Below are 19,082 nucleotides of genomic sequence, written 5' to 3'. Positions count from 1 at the left end.
ACGGCTACCAGATACAAGAAGCTGGCCGAAGCTGACGAAAGGGCATTTGAGGATGAATTAGAAACAGCTTACTGTGAATCTCTAGGCATCAGCCCTCAAGAGCAGCAGGCTCTTCTCACAGGCACGGCGACGCTGGAATCTGTGTCCAATCCTGGCGACAAGGTTGAATCAGCGACAGCACCAGCAATTAAGGCTGATCAGAATGTTGGGCCCAACAACATTGAGATAGCTCGGCAAGTAGCTAGCAAGGTCTTGAATTCTTTAGCGGGCATCAATACCTCAATTTTTCTGGCAGGCCCGACTCGCACCGGAAAAACCCGCACTCTGCACAAGTGGTTAAGAGAGACAAAGACACGATTTCCAGAGGCTGATATCTACGTCATCGCCCAAAAATATGAAGATTTTCCCGGCGTTCCTCGCGACCGAATTGCGATATTTGACCCCCTGTTTCCAGAGGAGTCGATGAGGTTTCTGGACGATGTTTATGAGAAGTTACAATCCCGAAAATCAAAGCCCGCAACTGAGGAAACCTACCGCAACCGACCAATTAAATTAATCCTTGAAGATTGGTTTGCGACTCATCAGTGTTTAGTTCAAAAACGAAACGCACAACTATGGGAAGATAAGGCTTCTAAGCTGGGAAGCATCGCGACTGTTGGGGGTCAGTATAACGTCGGCTACTTCATCTGTACGCAGACTTTTAACCTTGCATCAAGTGGGGTTGCAGATAGCAATATCCGTCTGAATTTGGCGCTCATAGCTCAAGGCTTAGTGCGGACTACGAGCAATGGTGAGGAGCAAGGTTCTTATGGAGTGATTGAACAGTTGTTGAACAATCAAAGAGTCATTGCCAGCAAGGATACCAGAGACAAATTAACCTCTGACTTGAAGCGATTAATTCCTGCTTCGATGACCGAACAAACCCCAATTATTCTTTCCACTATTGGCAACCCGGCACTGGGTTTGATGCCAAAAATAGAAATAGAAATAGAAATTGAAAGCAATCAAACCTCGTCTGGGGGCGTTCCAAGGCGCGAGAGTTTGGAACAGTCGGAACAGTCTGGAACGCCTTTAGATGCTCCCGGAACAGACCCGCACAATCCAGGAAAGCCTTGCGGAACAAGGGCGGAACGCATTTCAACTATGTTTGACGGGATTATGGCTGGAACGGTCGAAATGGCTGTTTTTGCTACAGACTCTCCCTTGGAACAGGATGAAAAGATGGAGCTAGCAAAGCTCATCATTGCTCAGGACTTGGGGGTTGAGAGAACTATCTGGATACTGTGGAATATTCGTCGTGGCGGGCGAAATCACGACCGATACACCGATGCAAGGGAAGCGTTAGAACGATTAATCAAAGGAGGCGACAATGCCAGCTAATACATATCGAATAATCGAAGAAAATCCAAGTTCTAAGCCTGCTATTACAATCAGTCAGATTGTCTACGCAGATGAACCTTATCTGCAATATGAAATCACTAACTGGGGCGGAAGCGCAGTACCTATTGAGAGAGGGGAAGAGTTTTCCAAAGCCCTAGGAAGCTCAATCAGATATGTTAAAGAGAATTGTGAAAAAGGAGGTAATTTAGGGTAGTAAAATTTACCCAACCGAGCGCCACTGTGTTAAAGGAGATTTGGGAATTGCAGCCAACCCAATACTAGGGAATAAGCAATGGAAAATTACGAATTTGACTTTGAATTTGTTCGGGGTCAGCACCATTACCAAGCGGGCGGGAGAAAGGAATATTTGCAAGCTCCGGCTGCTCGTGCAGGTTGGGAAGCCGAGAAGTTCTGGCATGGGAAAAAGATAGCGAAAGCTGAATCAAATTGAGTTCGACAGACCCGCAATCAAGCGGGTTTTTCTGTGCCTAAATGCGTCGGAATTTCGTCAGTTCGAGTAGTGCTTGAGCATCTCCTTAAACGCGCTTATTTCCGCAGCGCTCAGCACCTGTTTAGTGAGCCTCCAAGCCTTTCTAAATTCCATGTGTTGCTCATCGGCAACTTCTGGGAGAAGTAGCGCTGGGTTGGTGGTAGTGGCAATTTGAAACAACTTAATGGCTAGCAGCCCTCGCTCCATGTCCGCGTCCACTCGTTCTATGCCTCTGGGGTATACTCCGATTCTGCCTTTAACTTCAACCAGTTTCATCCGCATCCCCACCGAAAAACACGAATCAAGCAGCCGGAAACCCAAAAAAGCCGAATCAAACCTCAAATCTCAGCACCGCCTCGCTACGCGCTGGGATGTACACAGGTCAAGGGTTTGCTCTTACTTTAGGGGTAGGGCTTTTTATTCTATCTGATTCCTTTTTTAGGAGATGCAGAATCAAACTTTTAACGAAGCCACGCGGGTTTCACCCGATTTTAGCCTCAATTTCGGTGAGTTTGATTCGTTTTGAATCGTGTTTCTGAAGCGGGGCGGGAATTTTCAGTCCAGGTATGCAGACGGCTCGACTTCAGTTTCCTTGTTGGCGGATCTATCGCGACAGTTATAGATGCTCAAACCAGAAAGCCCCAACTATTAGGATACAGTGAGCTTTTTTTAAATAGTTTAGAGGCTGATATTCACTCATTAGAACATCGCATCTAGCAGTTCCGTGACCCCGCACTGGTCGCGGGTCATAAGTCCTTGCCAAAGTATTAAGTCCACATCGCATATTGTTGATTCCAGGTTTCTCTTGACAGGTAAAGAAAACCCGCCTTCGAGTACAGTGAAGAAAGCGGGGAAACTGTTAAATTTTGATGAAGCTGTAGGAGTTCTAAGCTCTGCGTTAGGATGCGCTATATCCTGCCGCCTTTCTAGCTGCTGAACCAGTAATTTTCACACACCATACTTCGGCATCAGCGTCGGCGGCCATGTATGGTGTGTGAAGCACGAGTACCACTTTGTACCAATTAGGATTGTTGGAGAGTACAATGCACTCTCCAATTACTGGGATACGGGCAAAGTGGATTTTTTTTGGGTTTTCCTTCCCGCCTTCCTCAAAGTCGTGAGTATAGACATAAACTTTCATCGGAAAGTAAGCTCCTAGTGACATAATTTCAAACCCTATCAGGAATTGAAACCAAGCACACTTCATGCCGTTGGGTTCCATTTGATTCGGCTTTTTCAGCCACGGTCACGCCGGAACCTACTTTCAATCGAGTCATGCACACAGCTCGGTTGAAGATTCCTTCCTTTCCGAGCAGGCGAGAATCTGTTTGCGGTCGGCTCTGCCGATCGCCTACGGCGACAAATATCAAAACCGGAAGTCCCCAAACACTTGATAATTGAGGGATTTATTTGCTTAAAACATCGCGTTAAGTAGGTCGGCAATGTCCATTGGGTTCCCGTTCCGCGCTGACTATACTTGTAGAGCATGGCAGCAGATACAGCAATTAAGCACCTAGCAATCACTAAACGGACTCTAGTAGATGTTCATTCCACCAACCGTCCCAGCAATTACGGCTCAAGTTTCTCAAGCACAAGTTATTAACGCCCAGGTGGTTAGCGTCGGCGACGGCGACACCCTCACAATCCGCAGCAACGGGCAAAACATAACCGTGAGGTTGGCGTGCATTGATACGCCTGAAAGGAATCAAGCGGGAGGACAAGAGGCAGGCAATCGGCTTAGTGCGCTCCTTCCGAGAGGTGCATCAGTTAAGGTTCTGCCTGTGGACAAAGACCAATACGGTCGCACGGTTGGTGTGGTGTTCAGTGACAAAAACATTAATCTGCAATTGCTGCAAGAAGGGCAAGCATGGGTCTATGAGCAGTACATCGGCAACTGCCGCACGACCGCCGAACAATTGCGCCAAGCTCAAAGCGTTGCTAAGCAAAACCGAGTCGGGTTGTGGAGCCAAGCCAACCCTTGCCCTCCTTGGGACTTTAGAAAAAATCAGTGTGCAGTAAAACCCGCTGCTGCCCCACAAAAACCTGCATCAACTCCACAAAGACCTGCACCAAATTCCCAGAATAATTGCGACCCAAGTTACCCCGATGTGTGTATTCCGCCTGCCCCGCCTGATTTGGATTGTGGGGATATTTCCCAAAAGCGTTTTAGGGTGCTACAGCCTGACCCCCACAAATTCGATAGAGATAAAGACGGTATAGGTTGCGAGTGAAACTATCAACTGTATCAAAACACCATTAACCCGCTAGACTCTGACTCTGGCGGGTTTCTACTAACTATCTGTTAGAGATATCTTGAACATTACTACATCAAGTTAGAATTTTTGAAGACTTTTGCTTGTTTAAATACTCTTCATTAACATCTTTTATACGGGGGTCTTTTTCCATTATTTCAGTGATTAATTCCCGCAGAGTAAAAGGATCTCTAAACACACCTTTCTCAATAATTATAGTTGTTAGTCCATTTATTTCTTTAGTCTCTTTATCAGGATGACCCACTATTATTAAACTAAATTCAGAAGAAAATTCAAAGTATAAATTTTTTATGAGTAGTTCGAGGTCTAAATCGTGTTCGGGATTATATGAATCATCGTATTCACTTGTAAATTGCGATTTATATTGCGCTTGTATAACTTTTGTTAAAATGTGAATTGAATTTCTATAGGATTCGTAAAGTTTTTCACGATACCATTTTCTTCGCTCGCTTTCTTCTTGCCAAATTCTTTGTTGATTTTCTCGCTCCATTTGAAACTCATTATTTTTTGAATTATTTCTCATTACTAAAACACCTGAAATTAGGGAACCTAAGACAGTACCAATGCCAACATAAACACCACTTTCTAGGGGAAACATATTATTTTACTTTTTTAAAGAACGTAATAATGATAGCTTTTACATAAAGGATTATCAACTGTGAATCTGTACGGATTTTTAACCGCGCACTCACCGCTCTGTGTGTGCCACCTCATCCCAGTTTTTAAAAAAGCAGTGTGTTGCAACGTGCGAGTGTGACGGAAAAAAGCTAGACTGCCACCGCTATCGCTCCCATCGTGGCAACCCCGCAACACTTCGACCGCTCTGACCCTGCCTGCTGTACCTGTTGTGCTTCTCCCAGCCTTGGCACTGCTGACCATCCAATCACCCCAAAACCCTATCAGGAATTGAAACTCCTTCATTACTTACTGCGTTACTGCAAACCGCCACTAAAACCCTAAACCTTAGCAGGGATTAAAACTTGGCACACCTTGATTCCTGTTTCTGCGCGGTTTGCACAGCAACTGCACGGGCGAGAATCTAAAATCTGAATCTAAAATCTGAAATTGTTTGACCAAAAAGAGCGGCCGATATTCTGTTAGCTGGTGGCAAGTGCGATCGCACTTGCCGACAGTTGCCAGAACCGGAATCCCTCAAACTCGAAAGTTGGGGGATTTTTCTTGGCTCAGAACATCGCATCCAGCAGTTCGCTCACCTCGCGTTGGTCACGAGCGCGATTGTCATCATAAATCATTAACGTGTCTAGCTTCTTGTGCCGACTGAGTTTCTGCACCTTACGCACATTCCCATCGGTTGCGTCGAGCGCTGCGGTAATGGCGCTGTGCCTGATGCGATGCGGACTCATTACCTTATCAATCCCTGCTTTTTTAGTCCGAGCCTGCACCAATTTGTAAAGCCCGTCCCCGGTGAGGCGATGCCCCGAAGCTGCATAATTTAGGGCAATAAATATTGGGTCGCTCTCGGTCGCTGTCCCCGGTCGAACTGCTAGCCAATCAGCTACCGCTTGAGCCGTCGCTGCACCCAAGTCAATAGTCTCAGCTTGCGTCCCGCGTCCCTTACCAAGTATCCGTAAAGTTCGAGCCCAGGGGTTAAAGTCACCGATGCTTAATTGACTTACTTCGTTTCGCCTCAAAGCGTTACCCCACAACAACCTAAGCAGTGCATAATCGCGCTTTCCAGCGACTGTTTCGCGGTCACAAGTCGATAGGATGCGCTCAAAGCTTGCTTTGTTAATGCCTGTTGTGTCGCGGTATTTCTGGATAGATTCGCCCTTAATTCTTGCCAAGTTAAACTCACAAACGCCTAAGTTTAACCCCATACTAACAAGTGATTTAATAGCTGCGAGTCTGCGGTTAATTGTGGCTTCTGCGAGGGGCTTTTTCCGTCCCTCCCCGCTCATCATTATCGACTTCCACTTGAGTACCAGCGATACGGCATCGCACTCTGACAGTCGCAAGAATGCAGTCACGGCAGCTTTAGTTGGCAGTTGCCCGGTCATAGTCTTGAAGAAGTCCCGCACGTCGCTGACATAAACCCGTCGAGTGTTAACCGAGCGCTTGTCTGCTAGCAACTGAACTAGCACGTCGGGGTCGCGGTCGAGGTGAGGGAAGGTTGGCAGTTGGGGGCGGTCGATGGCAGCGAGTGCAGTTTGGGTCATGGCTGGTTGATTGGGTAGGGTAGGGATGAGAACTATTGAAAAGAGCGATTATCAATAGTTCGATGGGCTTTAAAACGCCCCATCCGTTTTGGCAGATGGGGCTGGTTGGTGCGGGTGCTAGGCGAGGGCCCGCAAAGGAGCATACTCTGTCACCCGGTCGGTAAAATCAACCTCGGCATCAGCCAAGTTGTTGAAGTAGCGGCCGTTATGGAATCCGCCGTCTTGAGCATTGTAGAAGTGGATTGCCCATTGGTCAGTTGCCCACTGTCGGAGCGTTACATAACCGGGAGCTTGAACACCATCACCGGGGACGGGCTGAGACTTGAGAATGCTTTTGCGTTGAATGAATTCGGCTGTCAGAAGGTTCATGAGGTTTGAGTTGGGGTAAGTGTAAGGGAGGACTTAAGCCCTCCCAGTTGGTGCGGGTCACTAGCCAGCGGCCCGCAGGTCAAACTCTGTGACCAGGGCTTTCAACCTCCGAGCGATATTGGCTTTAGTGCCGCGTGCATCCGTGCCTTTCAACTTGGCGAGCGAGCGCAACGATGGCAACGGCATTTTGTTTAGGGCTTGCTCAATATCCCCCTCTTGTAGCGCCTGCTCAACATTGTTTTCCTGTAAGGGTTCTGGCTCGGTCAATTCGGTAGATTTAACTTGAACATCAACCACCGTATCGGTTTTATCCGGGCGGGGAGCATACGGTGCAGTGGGTTCGGGTTCGGATACAGGGTCGGTGAGCGCGTTTGTGGGTTCAAGAATGCCGATAACATCTGAGCTGAACTTAGTTACCAATGCGTCTTTGAAAATTTCGATTTGTGTCGGGTCTACGTGGTGCAACATCATCAGCGCGGTATCAGTTTGGGAGAGAGCCGACTGGACTGCCTGCTCGACTGAAAGTAGCTGCTGCTGGAACTCCTGAAGTTCACTCAGCTTGGTTTGAAGGGCTGCAATCTGAGCGTTCGTTACGTCGATTTCAGAGGCGATTTGGTTGAACTTGGCTGTTAATAATTGCACGGTTTCTCTTTCCTTGTGATATACAGATTTGCTTGTAACGTAGACGTGAAGCGCATACAGGGCGTGGCTTGTGTCGATTCCCTTACCCTTATGTTTTACATCATAGCATCGTGTAAGACATATAGCAAGGGGTGTACAACAGGTATAAGTAAGACGTATCATAAGACAACGTAAGACTAAGTTGTCTTATTAGTAAGACGCATACAGATTTCTGTTGTACAATACCTGTTATACAGTCGTAAAACATAAGTAAGACAATGCCAAGTAAACTGCTAAATTTCCGTTGTCCCGCTGAAGTGTTGGAAGCTATTCACCAGCTAGGACGTGAACTCTATCCCGCCGAGAACAGCAATGGCTGTGACCAAAGTAAGACAGTGCTGGAGATTATGCGGGCGGGTATTGAGGCCCTGTCTGACGGCTCCATTGTCTTACAAACGCCCGAGGTAAAACAGGTAAAACAACCGTCTGACATAAGACCAATTTTGTCTGACACTGAGTTAGATGAACGTATTACGCAAATTGTGGAGAGTAAGACAGAGGCATTAAGAACAGCGCTGAGGGATGAAATCTTGGGGGAGTCCGCAGCCTGAGCGAAAGCCAATCTCTCAGGCAGGAATTAACAGAAGCCCGTGCCAGCTACGCCCAACTTCTTGAATCTTTCAGGGAATTGGAGGTAGACAGGAATCGGCTTGATTGGGAAGTAGGGGTACAACGGGAAGAGAATCAGCGTTTAAAGACAGAACTAGAAACAGCCCAAGCCAACCCCAATGAAGCCTCTACTAGCGCAGAGCAGCAGCGCGAATTACCGACAGCGTTAGAACTGCTTAATGCGGTAATCAAGCGCCGTAAAATATCTAAAATTAGGGAAGTAGATGTCGCGATAATTTTAGACATTTTAGGAGGCAACAATGAAGCTTGAAACGTACCGAGAAAGATTGACTGAATATGGCAAATTGCGGTCGCGAGAATACTCACAGAAGGCAGCGGAACTCGAAGCCGAATTCCTTTCAGAGCAAAAGATTCCTGACGCGCAAACAGCAACCGAAACTGTCGCGAAGGAATTGCCAGATATGCCGTATCCGCACCCATCTGCGGAGGATTGCGAACTGCTTGAATTGATAGATAGAAATTCACCAAATGATCGATGGTGGCGATGCCAATGCGGAGAGGCAATTGTGGATATCTCTGCGGAGTCTGGCGAGGTTTGCATGATATCTGTTTGAGTTAAGATTGACGAGTAGAAAGAAGCTTTGTATTATGCTCAGAACGTACCCTGTTTCTGAGCATTTTATTGTGAAATTAGGTAGAATTGAATGAGTCTAATTTTAACTACTAAAAATAACTACAATGGGTGAAGCAAAACGACGGGAACAGGCAAGGCTTAAGCAGGGTACAGAACATCGAACTCCACAAAAAGAACCCAATTTAATTCTTCCGAATGTTCCTGAGAAATCTAACCTAATTATTAAGTTAGGAAAATTTGTACTTACGCAAAGCATGAGAAGCATTTCTCCACGCCAAATTAAAGCAGCAGGCATTGTAGATGCGGGGGTGTGTGTCCCTATAACCATCAACGGGTTCTCTGTAGAAAATGTAAATGTCCCAGGGAAAAAGATAGATGTCCCCTGGACAGGGGGGTTAGCTTTTCCTTCTTTAGGAAGAAACGGAATTATTTGCGTAGGTGCAATGTATCATTGTGGCGACAAAAGCATACCAGAGGAGACGGCAAAGGTATTCGTTAAATACGCCACAGATTTAGCCGAACCAGAAATCAAGTATCTTGTAGCAACAGCTTACCGGGACTATTTAACTGAAAGGTTGAGGGTACTTCAACTTGTAGGAAATATGGAATAGAATAGGAGTAAATTAACGCCGAGAGAACGACATTATGCCCATTGATAACGAAGAACAATTTCACGCAGAGAAATCTCGCTTATTAGCCGAAACAGCAGCAGCCGAGAAACGCACTAAAGAAGCCAAAACACAGCTACAGGAACTCGCACTCGATACGCAGTTACGCACTGCTTACGCGGAATCTGGAGGAATTGGCAATGATGCTGACCGCGAGGCTTATGAAGCGATTAAACGCCACTTAAGGGATGGTGAAAAATTGCAGTTTGAGAACGGTCAGCCAGTATTTATTGACGATAGAGGGGTAATCGAGTTTGGCGATGATGGCAAGCCGAAAACAGTTGCCCAGAAGATGAGTGAACTAAAACAGCACCCTACTTTTAGGCATTTCTTTTCTAGCGGGGCTGACCAAACTGATAGCAATTCACAGCAACCAGAAACAAAAACCTATACACGAGAGGATGCGCGGAGGGGCAAAGCAAGCATAAACGATATCGCTTCCGGCAAGGCATCGGTCGAGAATTCATCTAGCAAACCCGACTTTGTTCCGCACACGAAGAAGATAAATGCCACCAAACTTGCTAAAGGCAAATAGGCTGGATTTTCACATCACACAGTTTTTTTCAACCTATGCAAAGCGCTCACTTGAACCCGGTTTTGTATAGTATTAAGATACTGTGTGATTGGATTTTAAGGGTTTGGATTGAATACAAACCCTTTTCTTGCAAATCAATTAATATTTTGTTAATACCAATATTTATTGTTACTATAATCAAAATAACCACAGACTTGATTCCACCCAGGTCTAAAAGTATATGCTAAAGCAAAAACATCATTAGTTTTTTCGGCATACCCTAACAAGGTTATTAATCTAACCATACTTATTTTTACTTTTATATCATCTAATATTAAATTTTGAATTTGCTTATGCTTTTCTAAGCCTATACAATGATATATACCATCTTCCGTTTCCGATGTAAATTCAATTCGTCTTGCTACGAAAAATCGATGTTGCTCTGGGCTTATTTTTAAACAAGCTCTTTCCATACTACTATAGTCGAAAGGGCGCTATATGATTAGTTTACCCTCAACGTGATTCTGTGGAAATCCTATTTTATTATTTAAATCCTCTAGTGTAAGATTCTCTTGGTGAACTAATCGCATTAATTCAATACATTCATTGACATCTATAGGCATCAATTTAAACCATTCCCCGATTTGTCGTTTATCAGCAAATTTTCGATGTACTTCCATCTCACAGAGGTTCATATTTTCTACATACGCATGATAGACATACCTTAACTGCACATGGCTACCTGTTTGTAGCTGTTTTATTCGCTGAATGACACAAACTGCTGTTTTGCCAATTTTAAACTTGTCTGTGCCGACAGCATTAACGAGGTAGATATATCCCGGCTGTGGATTAGTTTTAAGTTTAACAAGCTTAGTCTCATTCATTGTATTCACATTAGTTTTTAAGTATTTCAACCCAAGACTGATTCCGTTCTTAATCACACAGTTTTTTAGTCACACGAACCCCATCTAAGCTGGTGCTTGTGTGGCTTTTGTTGACTCAAAACTTACTCCTAAAATCGACCTTAGAGTCGGGAAGGATGTTTAACGCACCATCGTGCTCAATCTTCCCCAGCATCGCCAAACGAGCGAGCCTATCCACCGCAGCGCTCATGTTGCCCTGTGCTTTGAGCAGGGCCACGGTGTCGGGATGCAGGGTGAGCGTCACTCTGACGGCATCCTTGCGGTTGGCCGCTGGTTTGAGGTTGGCAAGGCTCTTTGGGTTTACGGTCATGGCACTTCAATCCTTCCGTCTAGTCATGTGCATAGCTCGATTGTAATTTCCCTTCATTCCGATCAGGGGAGATTTAGGAAAATTCACAGTATGCACACAGCTAGAGTCTGACATTTCAGGTTGCCGAGCAGGAGGAAGCGGTCGCCAACAGTGACCGGAACTGCTCTCGCTCGACTTCGGAGAGGTCGGCCCAGATTGCAGCTCGGTCAGCGTGGCCACTGGCGCAGACTTCCTTGACTACTGAGGCCACGTCGCAGGCTGTCTGGGGGTCATCGCTGCTGACAAGCGCGGTTCTGATGAATTCGACGCATTCTTGGTGTGCTTGTGGGTCTAGTGCCATCATGTTTTCTCCTTGTGCAATGACTTCTTGTGTGGCTTCGATTTCGGTAGCACCCCTCCCTACATTGCTATAAAGAATGTTAGGTAGGGGTGTTACCGCCTCTACGCTAGTGCTATCAATGGTTTGAGGCGTTATTTCTAAGCGTTTTTCTGCCTCTTTTTTATCAATCTTTTCCTGCCATTTCTCAAGCATTTTTGACGATACGGCTGCATACAGTCGGTTAAATCCTTCGGGTAAGCTTCCCCCTTCAGGTCGGTAGCTGTACTCGCGCTGTTGGCCCTTCCGTTGGTTCCCTATAAGCTTGATGCCGAGGTGACTGAGCAAGGTTTGCAGGTATTGGATGGGAGTTTGGCCGCCAATCTTGAGTCCTGCCCTGGCTGCTTCTTTCCCTCTCCCCCATTTAGCTACTTCCAGCACCTCCACCGAATCCTTGCGGAAAGTCCGACTGCAATCTAAGAATTTACCGATGTCTAAATCTTGAAGTGCTCGCAGCATCAGAGAGTTTGGTTTGTAATCCGAGCCGAAAACTTTTATCCTACCTTCCTCCCATCTGTACTCGCGTAATTGCTTTGCCTTGTCAGGGTTCTGGAAGTAGCAGAGGTTTCGCATACTTGGCAAAAGATTGCGCTCTTTCTTGAGCCTGTGTACCAGAGATGGAGTAATCTCTATCCCTGGTAATTGGTCGTTATAAACAGCGCGGGTAGCTGATAAGATTTCGGCTTTCTTTGCCGTGTGGCTTTTTAGAATCCTCTCAGCAGTAGTGATGGGGATAATTTCAGCGTTAGCAACGGCTTCTGCATACTCCCAGCGTACTTCCTCTTTTGCTTGTTTGTGGGCTTCAGTAAAGGCATTTTCGATGTCGAGTTCTATTACTTCATGCCCGGATTCTCTCAGTAACTCACACACAAATTCATAGAAGTAGGGGCGCTCAATGTGTTCGAGACACTTCAGTCTGAACCAAGCTGTGTGATGCACACAAGCCTTTAATTCTTCTAGAATCTCTGTGTGAATTTCCGCATCTGACCGTTCATCGAATTCGGCAATGTCTGCGGTCATCCGCTCAGCTAATCGTTGCTGCATTCGATGAGTATAAATGTCGTCCCCATCGGCAGAAGGTCGGACACGGGAGGCACAGAGAATCTTGATACCGCCAATTGGATGCCGGACTCGCCGTATCATCTGTGCTACTGAGTTTACGCTGACAACGCCACCAAACATCCCAAATACTTCAGAGAAATAATTGCGAACTGAAACGTTAACTCCAGATTCTATCAGCGGGCTAGCTACGATAAATTTCCATTGGTGCAGTCGGATAGATTCGTCGGGTTCATCGGTAAATTCTGCCTGCCAATCTTCGGTTGAATTGTCGGCAGTTAATAACAGCCCTGTACCTTCGCCGTGAATTTCTTCTAATAGCTTATAGAGTGCAATTGCATCGTCTTTGCAGTCACAGAAAACTGCTGGTCGTTCTGCGTTCAAAATTAAGTCTTTAAACGATTCAATTTCTGATGCTTTCAGGGGCGCTCCAGAGCTTCTAAAAATCTCTATCTTTGGTAGCGTAGCCTTGAAAGTATTCTCGTATTTCGTAAGGGTTTTACCCGGTGCAAGCGATGTAATGTAATCTATTGTGGCATCGGTTAAATGCCCATCCATTAAGATTATACGACTGCAAGAATTCAGCAGCAGTGCGAACTTATCAAGAATTGCTATCCGGTCGGATGCCGAGATTGTATTGCCAGTTAGGATGTGGCGGACGACGCTCTCGACTTCATCTAAAACAATTGTGCAATTTTCATTGGCACAATCATCCATGAACTTCAACAGCGAGTCTACGCAGGAAGCAACACGGCCGTTAGGGTCTGATAGCATTATCTGACCTTCATCGTACTTGATGTGATAGAAACGACATCGTTTAGAAGTTCCCCTAAGTAGCGCGTTCCGGTGTCCAAGTAGGAAGAATTTACCTAGTGTTAAAGTAGCAGTCAGCCACGCCAGCCACTCCGTTTTTCCCCTTCCTAAACCCGCTTTAATGGCAGTAATAGTGTTCGGGCCCGGCTCCGGCAACTGCACGAATTCAGAATCCGATAGCACAGTTGCAACGTACGCTCTTGCTCTCTTCCATCGCCGTAAAAGTCGTGTGTATCTTGAGTCAGTCTCGAAGGGTATTGAGGTAGCTTCTGTTGCGTTTTCAACTGGCTCCGATGGCTCAGAGAGGATTGATTTTAATGCAATCTCTGCCTCTAATCGGCTTAAGAATTCATCCTCCCCGATAGCCTCTAAGATTTCTCTGATATCTCCTGCTTCTGGGATATCAGGATGAATCCTGCGAGGGTCAACAACTATGCACGGGAACTCCAGCCGATTGCAGGTTTCTTGAACTTTTGCTGCTTTAAGGATGCCCGGTTGGTCATTGTCCCGCACTTTTACTAAAACGATGTTTTTACCCGATAACCGTAGTGCTTCAACTATTCTTTCTATTTGTGCATCATTCCAGGTGTTTCCTCTCAAAGTGATAGAGGCAAGGCTGATACTGCGGGCAAGTTCTACCGAGGGTTCGCCTTCTTGCAGGACAACAGCTCTTACTTCATCATCTGGTACGCTTTTTATGGCTTCTAAAACTTCATCAATTCGGTACGGTTGCCATTTAGTAGTTCCCTCATTCCAGACTTTCTTACCGTTAGAATCAATGTGAGTTTGGCGGTAGGTTTTATCCCGTCCTTTCGGCTCTTTTGGGTCTACCCATTCAAATCTCAAAACCTCTTGAGTATTGCTGTATTTGTAGATAATTTGTGCAGCATTAGTCGGCACACCTTTGGGGAAATATGTCGGCCGTTCAGCGCGTGGCGGTTGTCCAGGTGCAGGCAGTCTGAGGAGCTTCGCACCGACTGGAATGGGCGCTGCTGGGTATTCTTTCTTTTGAGCTTTCGCCTTTCTTGCTTGCCGTGCAGGTCGCTTTTTATTGGCTTTATCTGCCTCTAGCTCTGCCAGGAATTCAGCCATCGGTCGGATAGCTTCTCTGATGTCAATGCTGGAACATTCACCGCTCCAGCATCTATACGCGCCAGTTTTCGGGTTGATTCCTAGCCGATGTCCCTCGCAGACCGGACAAGTATAGAAATTCGGAGCCTTGGCTGGCTCAAGCTTGTCGAGATGGTCAAGGATGTAAAACCTGTAATCTTGTTGCTCATCAGCAGGGTGAGAGGCTACAATTGAGGAGGAATCAAGGGTTTCGGCGTTCTTTAATACGGGGGACGCCGATTCAATTAAATCGTTTACAAACGAATTTGTAAACTCATCAAAGCATGGCATAATAATAAGAAGGTTTCACAACCTGTTAGATTGTGAAAGAGTGAATCCTTACTCTGGTAATCCGCCAAGATAAAGCAGAGTTAAGGTGAATAATTAAACCTCAAAAACCAACCCAAAGCGCCGAAGGCAGTTGCCTGAGGCGTTTTGCTTAGCTGCGAGCGCTAAGCAAATATTATAAATTAATTAGCGCCCTTAGAATCCTTTGTCCGCTTGGCTTTCGCCGATGCGGTTGTTTTTTTACGCGCTGGTAAAGCATTGGGTTCATATTCCTCCAGCCATTTCAGAATTATCTCTCCTAACACTTCACCCATATCCTGACCTCGCAAGGCACACGTTGCCTTGAATCGGGCCCGCACTGACTCCGGGACGCGACCCCTGATAAATACGTCTCTTTCGGTTTCCGGTTCTTCGGCCACAAACAAATTCTCACGAGTTTTCTTTTATTGTCGCATTGCTATCCGTCCTTTTATTCGAGATTGTCATTGTGTTGTTTTGTCATTGTGCTATAATAACACACATAAACGTAAAAACGCCTGTTATGGGCATAAAACGGCTTCACGTGTACTCCCGCAGGGTTGCCCCGAAACTGACTCAAAAAGCGTCCCAAACCCTTACGCCACAAGGCAAACCCGAACCATGCAAACTGAATACAGACAAACCATGCTTGGCTCTGTGCAGCCACGAAGCGCCACTGTGCGTCCCATGTTGGCTGTTGACCCCGGCAATCGTTTTACAAAATGGATTGAATGTCAGACAGTCCGCTCAATCCCGTCTTACGTCAAGGAGTTGGCGGACTGGGAAGAGGGCGGAAGCGACGGCCAGAGCTACGAAATCGGGTTCGATGGTCGCCGTTATTTGGTCGGTCGCTTGGCTCAACTGATGGGTGGCGCTCCGGCTTTCGAGTCGGGTAAGGCTGATTTAGCACACTTGCTGATTTTGCCCGCGCTTGCCAGCGACAGCCCACAGCGTATCGAACGGCTCGTCATCCCGACGCCAGATTCTCGCAATCAGCAGACGATTGCCAAACTCAAACAGTTAGAAACCACGCTCGAATTCACCGTTAACGGTCGGGATTGCCTATCAACAATCCGCAAAATAGAACCCGTAGACGAGTGCCGGGGTGCTTACGATTTGGCAGCCAATCGGTTGATGTGGCGGTATCCAAAAAACCCGAACGGAATCCTTGATATCGGCGGTGGAACTGCCATCGCCCGACTGTTTGCCCCTGGCGGTGCTTTGCTCCGAGATGCCGATATTGTTCTACCCGGCACGTCGCACCTAGCGCAACGTTTAGCAGCAGCAATCCTCCCCAAAATTGGTAGCACTGCTGATGCCGGAATGCTGATGGATTGCATTGAATCAAGCACCTTTGTTTACGGGTCAACTGATATCGACTTCAGTCGAGAATTCGTCTCAGTTCGTGACTCTTGGATTGCCGATATCCGAGCAAAGCTCAAAGCGAATTGGGCGAAGTATTTACCTAACCTTGGTGAGTTGGTTGTAATTGGCGGTTCTGCCAGTTTGTTACAGCCGATGTGCGAACAGTCAAAGGGGCGCTTCAAAGTCGCTCCTAAGCCACAGTTTTTCAATTTATTTGGTTTACAAAAGGAGCAAAATTAATGGCACAAGTTCGGGCGGTAATGCCCACTAAATTTGTACCTCTAGCTGATGAATTGCTTGCTACTACTGGTGTTGGTGATTATTCGACATTAATAGGAATTTTACTTTCTCGGTACGGAAACCACCTGTTAAACACTTGGAAAATTAACAATTGCCAGCAGGCAGCACCAGCTATTCAGCAGCCAACGGTCGAGCATCTAGCAGCACCTTTAACTGCGCCCGAAACCTTTACCCCGATGGAGTTTTAAGAACATGGTACGCATTATCAACGGTGTTGTATTTGACGACGGTAAACCAGGCAAACGGGTCATCAATACTAACGGTGGCAACTACGTCGAGGAAATCAAAGGCGACTACATTGCTGGCACAGTTATCAGTCACTCAGCACCGACCCCGACACGCAAGGATTTATCCAAAGACGGTGAAGCAATCGACGTAAAAAGTGAGGAAGTTTAAGCAATGCTTGACGATGATAATTTCGACAAAAACCTGACAAAAATAATGGTTGGCGGTGCGCTTGTAGCTGGCACTCTGGTCTTTGCGGTTGGTTATGATACGGGCTATCAATCGGGAGCAAAACGAGTGCCGGAGCCGACCATCGTACATGGAAATCTGACGATTAACAACAGCATTAATCTGAATTCAGATGATGCTGGCAGCGTGACGAAATAGGAGGAATTAACGATGATTACCGATGCAGATTTAACTCCCTTTGAATTCTCTGATTTTTTTGATGGAAACGCCGATGCTGATGCTTTTAATTCAGGTGGAATTGAGCCGGATTACATCAAGCGCCATATTGAGCGCATCCCGCGCTACGGCGATGATTCTCGCTATCGGCTGGCATCGCATTTAGATATGTTTGAAGACTTAAATACTGACGGCTCTCTTACTGATGAACAACGGCAAGCTGTGGATGATTTTGTAGCTACTTATGAACCGCCATGTGATGGTGAATGCGTGGCGACTGAATGGGACTTCCCCGAATCCCAGTACATCGCGCACGGGGTTGACGCTGACACAGCAATCGAACTCTCGGAGAGTTGGCGACGTGGCGAATACCTACCGATTATGGGGCATCCCGCAGATCCAATCAGCCGCAAACTCAACCAAATGACAAACCAGCCGACCGCCCTGAGAAAGTAATCGACTGGCCGTGCAAATCCTCCCCTGGCTTGCGCTGGGGGAGTTTGGTAACACCGTACCTAGGAGCAATTGTAATGCAATTCCGAGTAGCGCAAACATCAGGAGCGGGTCATGTAGCCCGCGAATTCGGATATCACTCCGGGCCCCTCACGCCGGAGATGGTGCATGAAGCAGCCCGCCAAGCCAAGGTGCTTGACCTTCAGAAGCAATTGAGAACCGCGTATAACCGCCACGATGCCAAAATCAGAGCCAATAAAGTCGAACTTGAACGGCTCACCTTAGAGGCGATTGAGAACGGACTGACTGATAAAGCACAGATTGATAAGTATGTAGCGAAAGCAATTGTTGCTGGGGCAAAACATGACCAACACATCATCAATTTGCAGCAGAAATTACAACACGAATTGGGGCTGGTAAAGGTCGAGGGAGCCAGCACTCAAACTCTGCAAAATGTCGATTTTCGCCAGCGCTTGCTACTGATTAAAGCCAATCACCAAGCGAAGGGACAGATTCAGCAGAATGGCTTTCAACAGTCCTTAAAAGCAATTCAAGCCTCACCACAGCAGGCTATTGCCATGCAAGCAAAACGGTCAGCATTCAACAATTACATAAACGCCAAAGACTTCGACCCAATTCCCGCTGTACCAGGCGCGTCCGGTGGCGGAAGCAATGGCATGGGCAACAACTCTAAAGGCTTGCTAGACGGGCTTTTAGGCTTCTTCTCTGGACGTAACTAGCACACGATAGCAGCGGGTCAGACGGCCCGCTTTTTTGTATGTACTCACAAGAATTTGACGCTTCAGAATTCGGTTCAGACTTTGATTATTTAAGTGCAGGAACTCCCGAACAGTTCGAGCCAACTCAAACCCAGAAAGTTGACGAAATTAGTGGCATAGAACGCTTCTGGAACCTAACAGGAAACTTGGGAGAGTTTGGCGCTTATTTCAGTGGTGGATTAGCTGCAAGCCTTATCATTCGAGGGATTCCGGCGCTAATTCCTGCTGCTGTAATTCTTGTCCCTGGTGTTGGTTTGGGGCTGGCAATATTCACTGCTTCCTCTAAAGGCTCCGCACAAGTCCGCGCACTGCTAATCCTAATTTCTATGGGTACGGCACTGATTGCGGGCAACTGGGATGCGTGGCTAGCCTGGATAATTGTCAATTCCCAAATGCTGATTTTCAGTTTTGCCTTAATCGTGATTACCATCGGATTTGTAGCAGCGCAAGTATGGAGCAAATTGAGTAATGCTAAGTAATATAAATCAGCCAATTGTTGCAGGCTTGTTAGGAGTAAGCTTTGCCGGAATTGTTGGCGCGACTGCCTTGCCATTTAACGACAGAATTGAGTACAGAATCGGCAACAGAATCGAATCACAGCCAGCTTGGTTAGTGCCTCCCAAAGCTGAATTTAGAAGCATTGAGCGCGGGTATGGTGGTATCAAGATTCTGCTTTCTTTGCTAGCTACAGGGGGCATGGTGGCAGCAATGCTCATCGCCCGAAGCGAGGGCAAAAAAGAGCCAATGAGACAGCGGATTATAGCGTATCAGCAGAAGGCTCAAGAATTTAATTATGCTGCTGAATCTGCGTACCAAATGAGCACCACGGCTACCAGATACAAGAAGCTGGCCGAAGCTGACGAAAGGGCATTTGAGGATGAATTAGAAACAGCTTACTGTGA

28 protein-coding genes are annotated in these 19,082 nt (G+C 46.6%); 17 read left to right on the top strand and 11 right to left on the bottom strand.

The annotated features are described in order from the left end of the window. The 3 genes from QUA54_RS31555 to QUA54_RS31545 form a co-directional block, all read left to right on the top strand. Positions 1 to 1,380, top strand: a 1,380-nt coding sequence (locus tag QUA54_RS31555) for a hypothetical protein (RefSeq protein ID WP_333418666.1), incomplete at its 5' end; no start/stop codon positions are given. Beyond that, positions 1,370 to 1,594 (top strand): hypothetical protein, encoded by a 225-nt coding sequence (locus QUA54_RS31550; protein ID WP_333418664.1) that lies wholly within the window; start codon positions 1,370 to 1,372, stop codon positions 1,592 to 1,594. The genes QUA54_RS31555 and QUA54_RS31550, both read left to right, overlap by 11 nt. 78 nt (positions 1,595 to 1,672) lie before the next feature. Then, positions 1,673 to 1,831: a hypothetical protein gene (locus QUA54_RS31545; RefSeq protein ID WP_333418662.1), complete on the top strand. Its 159-nt coding sequence runs from the start codon at positions 1,673 to 1,675 to the stop codon at positions 1,829 to 1,831. A gap of 57 nt (positions 1,832 to 1,888) precedes the next feature. Here QUA54_RS31545 and QUA54_RS31540 read toward each other — a convergent pair whose 3' ends face one another. Beyond that, the gene (locus QUA54_RS31540) at positions 1,889 to 2,146 is read right to left on the bottom strand and encodes a hypothetical protein (RefSeq protein WP_333418660.1); all 258 of its coding nucleotides are present in this window, start codon (positions 2,144 to 2,146) and stop codon (positions 1,889 to 1,891) included. Positions 2,147 to 2,768: 622 nt separating this feature from the next. Beyond that, a complete protein-coding gene (locus QUA54_RS31535) occupies positions 2,769 to 3,092 on the bottom strand; it encodes a hypothetical protein (protein ID WP_333418658.1) in 324 nt (107 codons plus the stop codon). Between the two features lie 319 nt (positions 3,093 to 3,411). On the opposite strand from QUA54_RS31535, the gene QUA54_RS31530 reads away from it, so the two are divergent. Then, positions 3,412 to 4,101 carry a thermonuclease family protein gene (locus QUA54_RS31530; RefSeq protein ID WP_333418656.1) on the top strand — a complete coding sequence of 230 codons (690 nt, stop codon included), beginning with the start codon at positions 3,412 to 3,414 and terminating at the stop codon, positions 4,099 to 4,101. A gap of 97 nt (positions 4,102 to 4,198) precedes the next feature. On the opposite strand, the gene QUA54_RS31525 is transcribed toward QUA54_RS31530, so the two are convergent. The 4 genes from QUA54_RS31525 to QUA54_RS31510 all read right to left on the bottom strand — a co-directional run bounded on the left by QUA54_RS31525 (position 4,199) and on the right by QUA54_RS31510 (position 7,331). Beyond that, positions 4,199 to 4,741, bottom strand: a complete 543-nt coding sequence (locus tag QUA54_RS31525) for a hypothetical protein (protein WP_333418654.1) — start codon at positions 4,739 to 4,741, stop codon at positions 4,199 to 4,201. Positions 4,742 to 5,327: 586 nt separating this feature from the next. After that, positions 5,328 to 6,320 (bottom strand): tyrosine-type recombinase/integrase, encoded by a 993-nt coding sequence (locus QUA54_RS31520; RefSeq protein ID WP_333418652.1) that lies wholly within the window; start codon positions 6,318 to 6,320, stop codon positions 5,328 to 5,330. 117 nt (positions 6,321 to 6,437) lie between these two features. Beyond that, positions 6,438 to 6,689: a hypothetical protein gene (locus QUA54_RS31515; protein ID WP_333418650.1), complete on the bottom strand. Its 252-nt coding sequence runs from the start codon at positions 6,687 to 6,689 to the stop codon at positions 6,438 to 6,440. 60 nt (positions 6,690 to 6,749) lie between these two features. After that, positions 6,750 to 7,331, bottom strand: coding sequence for a hypothetical protein (locus QUA54_RS31510; protein ID WP_333418648.1), 582 nt, complete (start codon positions 7,329 to 7,331; stop codon positions 6,750 to 6,752). 257 nt (positions 7,332 to 7,588) lie between these two features. Between QUA54_RS31510 and QUA54_RS31505 the strand changes: the two genes are divergently transcribed. From QUA54_RS31505 to QUA54_RS31485, 5 genes are all read left to right on the top strand, one after another. Further along, positions 7,589 to 7,921: a hypothetical protein gene (locus tag QUA54_RS31505; RefSeq protein ID WP_333418646.1), complete on the top strand. Its 333-nt coding sequence runs from the start codon at positions 7,589 to 7,591 to the stop codon at positions 7,919 to 7,921. Between the two features lie 77 nt (positions 7,922 to 7,998). Continuing rightward, a complete protein-coding gene (locus QUA54_RS31500; RefSeq protein ID WP_333418644.1) occupies positions 7,999 to 8,250 on the top strand; it encodes a hypothetical protein in 252 nt (83 codons plus the stop codon). Beyond that, positions 8,240 to 8,554: a hypothetical protein gene (locus tag QUA54_RS31495; protein WP_333418642.1), complete on the top strand. Its 315-nt coding sequence runs from the start codon at positions 8,240 to 8,242 to the stop codon at positions 8,552 to 8,554. The genes QUA54_RS31500 and QUA54_RS31495 overlap by 11 nt, the downstream gene beginning before the upstream one ends. A 124-nt stretch (positions 8,555 to 8,678) precedes the next feature. After that, positions 8,679 to 9,185, top strand: a complete 507-nt coding sequence (locus QUA54_RS31490; protein WP_333418640.1) for a hypothetical protein — start codon at positions 8,679 to 8,681, stop codon at positions 9,183 to 9,185. A gap of 34 nt (positions 9,186 to 9,219) precedes the next feature. Then, positions 9,220 to 9,777, top strand: a complete 558-nt coding sequence (locus tag QUA54_RS31485; RefSeq protein ID WP_333418638.1) for a hypothetical protein — start codon at positions 9,220 to 9,222, stop codon at positions 9,775 to 9,777. A 149-nt stretch (positions 9,778 to 9,926) separates the two neighbouring features. On the opposite strand, the gene QUA54_RS31480 is transcribed toward QUA54_RS31485, so the two are convergent. From QUA54_RS31480 to QUA54_RS31460, 5 genes are all read right to left on the bottom strand, one after another. Continuing rightward, positions 9,927 to 10,229, bottom strand: coding sequence for a hypothetical protein (locus QUA54_RS31480; RefSeq protein ID WP_333418636.1), 303 nt, complete (start codon positions 10,227 to 10,229; stop codon positions 9,927 to 9,929). A gap of 21 nt (positions 10,230 to 10,250) precedes the next feature. Beyond that, complete coding sequence (locus tag QUA54_RS31475) at positions 10,251 to 10,640, bottom strand: GIY-YIG nuclease family protein (protein ID WP_333418635.1); 390 nt, start codon at positions 10,638 to 10,640, stop codon at positions 10,251 to 10,253. A 115-nt stretch (positions 10,641 to 10,755) separates the two neighbouring features. Further along, positions 10,756 to 10,989 carry a hypothetical protein gene (locus QUA54_RS31470; RefSeq protein ID WP_333418633.1) on the bottom strand — a complete coding sequence of 78 codons (234 nt, stop codon included), beginning with the start codon at positions 10,987 to 10,989 and terminating at the stop codon, positions 10,756 to 10,758. A 115-nt stretch (positions 10,990 to 11,104) separates the two neighbouring features. Beyond that, the gene (locus QUA54_RS31465; protein ID WP_333418632.1) at positions 11,105 to 14,638 is read right to left on the bottom strand and encodes a plasmid replication protein, CyRepA1 family; all 3,534 of its coding nucleotides are present in this window, start codon (positions 14,636 to 14,638) and stop codon (positions 11,105 to 11,107) included. A 179-nt stretch (positions 14,639 to 14,817) separates the two neighbouring features. Further along, positions 14,818 to 15,054: a ParG gene (locus tag QUA54_RS31460; protein WP_333418631.1), complete on the bottom strand. Its 237-nt coding sequence runs from the start codon at positions 15,052 to 15,054 to the stop codon at positions 14,818 to 14,820. A gap of 220 nt (positions 15,055 to 15,274) precedes the next feature. Here QUA54_RS31460 and QUA54_RS31455 point away from each other — a divergent pair, with 220 nt between their 5' ends. The 8 genes from QUA54_RS31455 to QUA54_RS31420 all read left to right on the top strand — a co-directional run. Continuing rightward, complete coding sequence (locus QUA54_RS31455) at positions 15,275 to 16,258, top strand: ParM/StbA family protein (protein WP_333418629.1); 984 nt, start codon at positions 15,275 to 15,277, stop codon at positions 16,256 to 16,258. Next, positions 16,258 to 16,506 (top strand): hypothetical protein, encoded by a 249-nt coding sequence (locus tag QUA54_RS31450; protein WP_333418627.1) that lies wholly within the window; start codon positions 16,258 to 16,260, stop codon positions 16,504 to 16,506. Before QUA54_RS31455 ends, QUA54_RS31450 begins: the two co-directional genes overlap by 1 nt. 4 nt (positions 16,507 to 16,510) lie before the next feature. Beyond that, positions 16,511 to 16,714 (top strand): hypothetical protein, encoded by a 204-nt coding sequence (locus tag QUA54_RS31445; RefSeq protein WP_333418625.1) that lies wholly within the window; start codon positions 16,511 to 16,513, stop codon positions 16,712 to 16,714. A gap of 3 nt (positions 16,715 to 16,717) precedes the next feature. Then, positions 16,718 to 16,930: a hypothetical protein gene (locus tag QUA54_RS31440; protein ID WP_333418624.1), complete on the top strand. Its 213-nt coding sequence runs from the start codon at positions 16,718 to 16,720 to the stop codon at positions 16,928 to 16,930. A gap of 12 nt (positions 16,931 to 16,942) precedes the next feature. Continuing rightward, entirely contained in the window at positions 16,943 to 17,404 is a 462-nt protein-coding gene (locus QUA54_RS31435; protein WP_333418622.1) for a hypothetical protein, read from the top strand. A 74-nt stretch (positions 17,405 to 17,478) separates the two neighbouring features. After that, the gene (locus QUA54_RS31430) at positions 17,479 to 18,141 is read left to right on the top strand and encodes a hypothetical protein (RefSeq protein WP_333418620.1); all 663 of its coding nucleotides are present in this window, start codon (positions 17,479 to 17,481) and stop codon (positions 18,139 to 18,141) included. A 38-nt stretch (positions 18,142 to 18,179) separates the two neighbouring features. Next, positions 18,180 to 18,659 (top strand): hypothetical protein, encoded by a 480-nt coding sequence (locus QUA54_RS31425; protein WP_333418618.1) that lies wholly within the window; start codon positions 18,180 to 18,182, stop codon positions 18,657 to 18,659. Further along, a partial coding sequence (locus QUA54_RS31420) for a hypothetical protein (RefSeq protein ID WP_333418616.1) occupies positions 18,649 to 19,082 on the top strand: 434 nt, incomplete at its 3' end. The genes QUA54_RS31425 and QUA54_RS31420, both read left to right, overlap by 11 nt.

The sequence above is a fragment of the Microcoleus sp. MOSTC5 genome (genome assembly GCF_036701825.1).
GTDB lineage: Bacteria > Cyanobacteriota > Cyanobacteriia > Cyanobacteriales > Microcoleaceae > Microcoleus > Microcoleus asticus.
Note: the sequence above shows the minus strand (reverse complement) of the source record. Positions and strands in the feature narration are given on the sequence as shown.

Coding starts and splice junctions, on each gene's coding strand:
- QUA54_RS31450 (WP_333418627.1), top strand. CDS start 16,258: ATGGCACAAGTTCGGGCGGTAATGCCCACTAAATTTGTACCTCTAGCT.
- QUA54_RS31435 (WP_333418622.1), top strand. CDS start 16,943: ATGATTACCGATGCAGATTTAACTCCCTTTGAATTCTCTGATTTTTTT.
- QUA54_RS31470 (WP_333418633.1), bottom strand. CDS start 10,989: ATGACCGTAAACCCAAAGAGCCTTGCCAACCTCAAACCAGCGGCCAAC.
- QUA54_RS31550 (WP_333418664.1), top strand. CDS start 1,370: ATGCCAGCTAATACATATCGAATAATCGAAGAAAATCCAAGTTCTAAG.
- QUA54_RS31505 (WP_333418646.1), top strand. CDS start 7,589: ATGCCAAGTAAACTGCTAAATTTCCGTTGTCCCGCTGAAGTGTTGGAA.
- QUA54_RS31530 (WP_333418656.1), top strand. CDS start 3,412: ATGTTCATTCCACCAACCGTCCCAGCAATTACGGCTCAAGTTTCTCAA.
- QUA54_RS31425 (WP_333418618.1), top strand. CDS start 18,180: ATGTACTCACAAGAATTTGACGCTTCAGAATTCGGTTCAGACTTTGAT.
- QUA54_RS31535 (WP_333418658.1), bottom strand. CDS start 3,092: ATGGAACCCAACGGCATGAAGTGTGCTTGGTTTCAATTCCTGATAGGG.
- QUA54_RS31430 (WP_333418620.1), top strand. CDS start 17,479: ATGCAATTCCGAGTAGCGCAAACATCAGGAGCGGGTCATGTAGCCCGC.
- QUA54_RS31440 (WP_333418624.1), top strand. CDS start 16,718: ATGCTTGACGATGATAATTTCGACAAAAACCTGACAAAAATAATGGTT.
- QUA54_RS31520 (WP_333418652.1), bottom strand. CDS start 6,320: ATGACCCAAACTGCACTCGCTGCCATCGACCGCCCCCAACTGCCAACC.
- QUA54_RS31525 (WP_333418654.1), bottom strand. CDS start 4,741: ATGTTTCCCCTAGAAAGTGGTGTTTATGTTGGCATTGGTACTGTCTTA.
- QUA54_RS31485 (WP_333418638.1), top strand. CDS start 9,220: ATGCCCATTGATAACGAAGAACAATTTCACGCAGAGAAATCTCGCTTA.
- QUA54_RS31540 (WP_333418660.1), bottom strand. CDS start 2,146: ATGAAACTGGTTGAAGTTAAAGGCAGAATCGGAGTATACCCCAGAGGC.
- QUA54_RS31515 (WP_333418650.1), bottom strand. CDS start 6,689: ATGAACCTTCTGACAGCCGAATTCATTCAACGCAAAAGCATTCTCAAG.
- QUA54_RS31465 (WP_333418632.1), bottom strand. CDS start 14,638: ATGCCATGCTTTGATGAGTTTACAAATTCGTTTGTAAACGATTTAATT.
- QUA54_RS31545 (WP_333418662.1), top strand. CDS start 1,673: ATGGAAAATTACGAATTTGACTTTGAATTTGTTCGGGGTCAGCACCAT.
- QUA54_RS31480 (WP_333418636.1), bottom strand. CDS start 10,229: ATGGAAAGAGCTTGTTTAAAAATAAGCCCAGAGCAACATCGATTTTTC.
- QUA54_RS31495 (WP_333418642.1), top strand. CDS start 8,240: ATGAAGCTTGAAACGTACCGAGAAAGATTGACTGAATATGGCAAATTG.
- QUA54_RS31445 (WP_333418625.1), top strand. CDS start 16,511: ATGGTACGCATTATCAACGGTGTTGTATTTGACGACGGTAAACCAGGC.
- QUA54_RS31475 (WP_333418635.1), bottom strand. CDS start 10,640: ATGAATGAGACTAAGCTTGTTAAACTTAAAACTAATCCACAGCCGGGA.
- QUA54_RS31455 (WP_333418629.1), top strand. CDS start 15,275: ATGCAAACTGAATACAGACAAACCATGCTTGGCTCTGTGCAGCCACGA.
- QUA54_RS31490 (WP_333418640.1), top strand. CDS start 8,679: ATGGGTGAAGCAAAACGACGGGAACAGGCAAGGCTTAAGCAGGGTACA.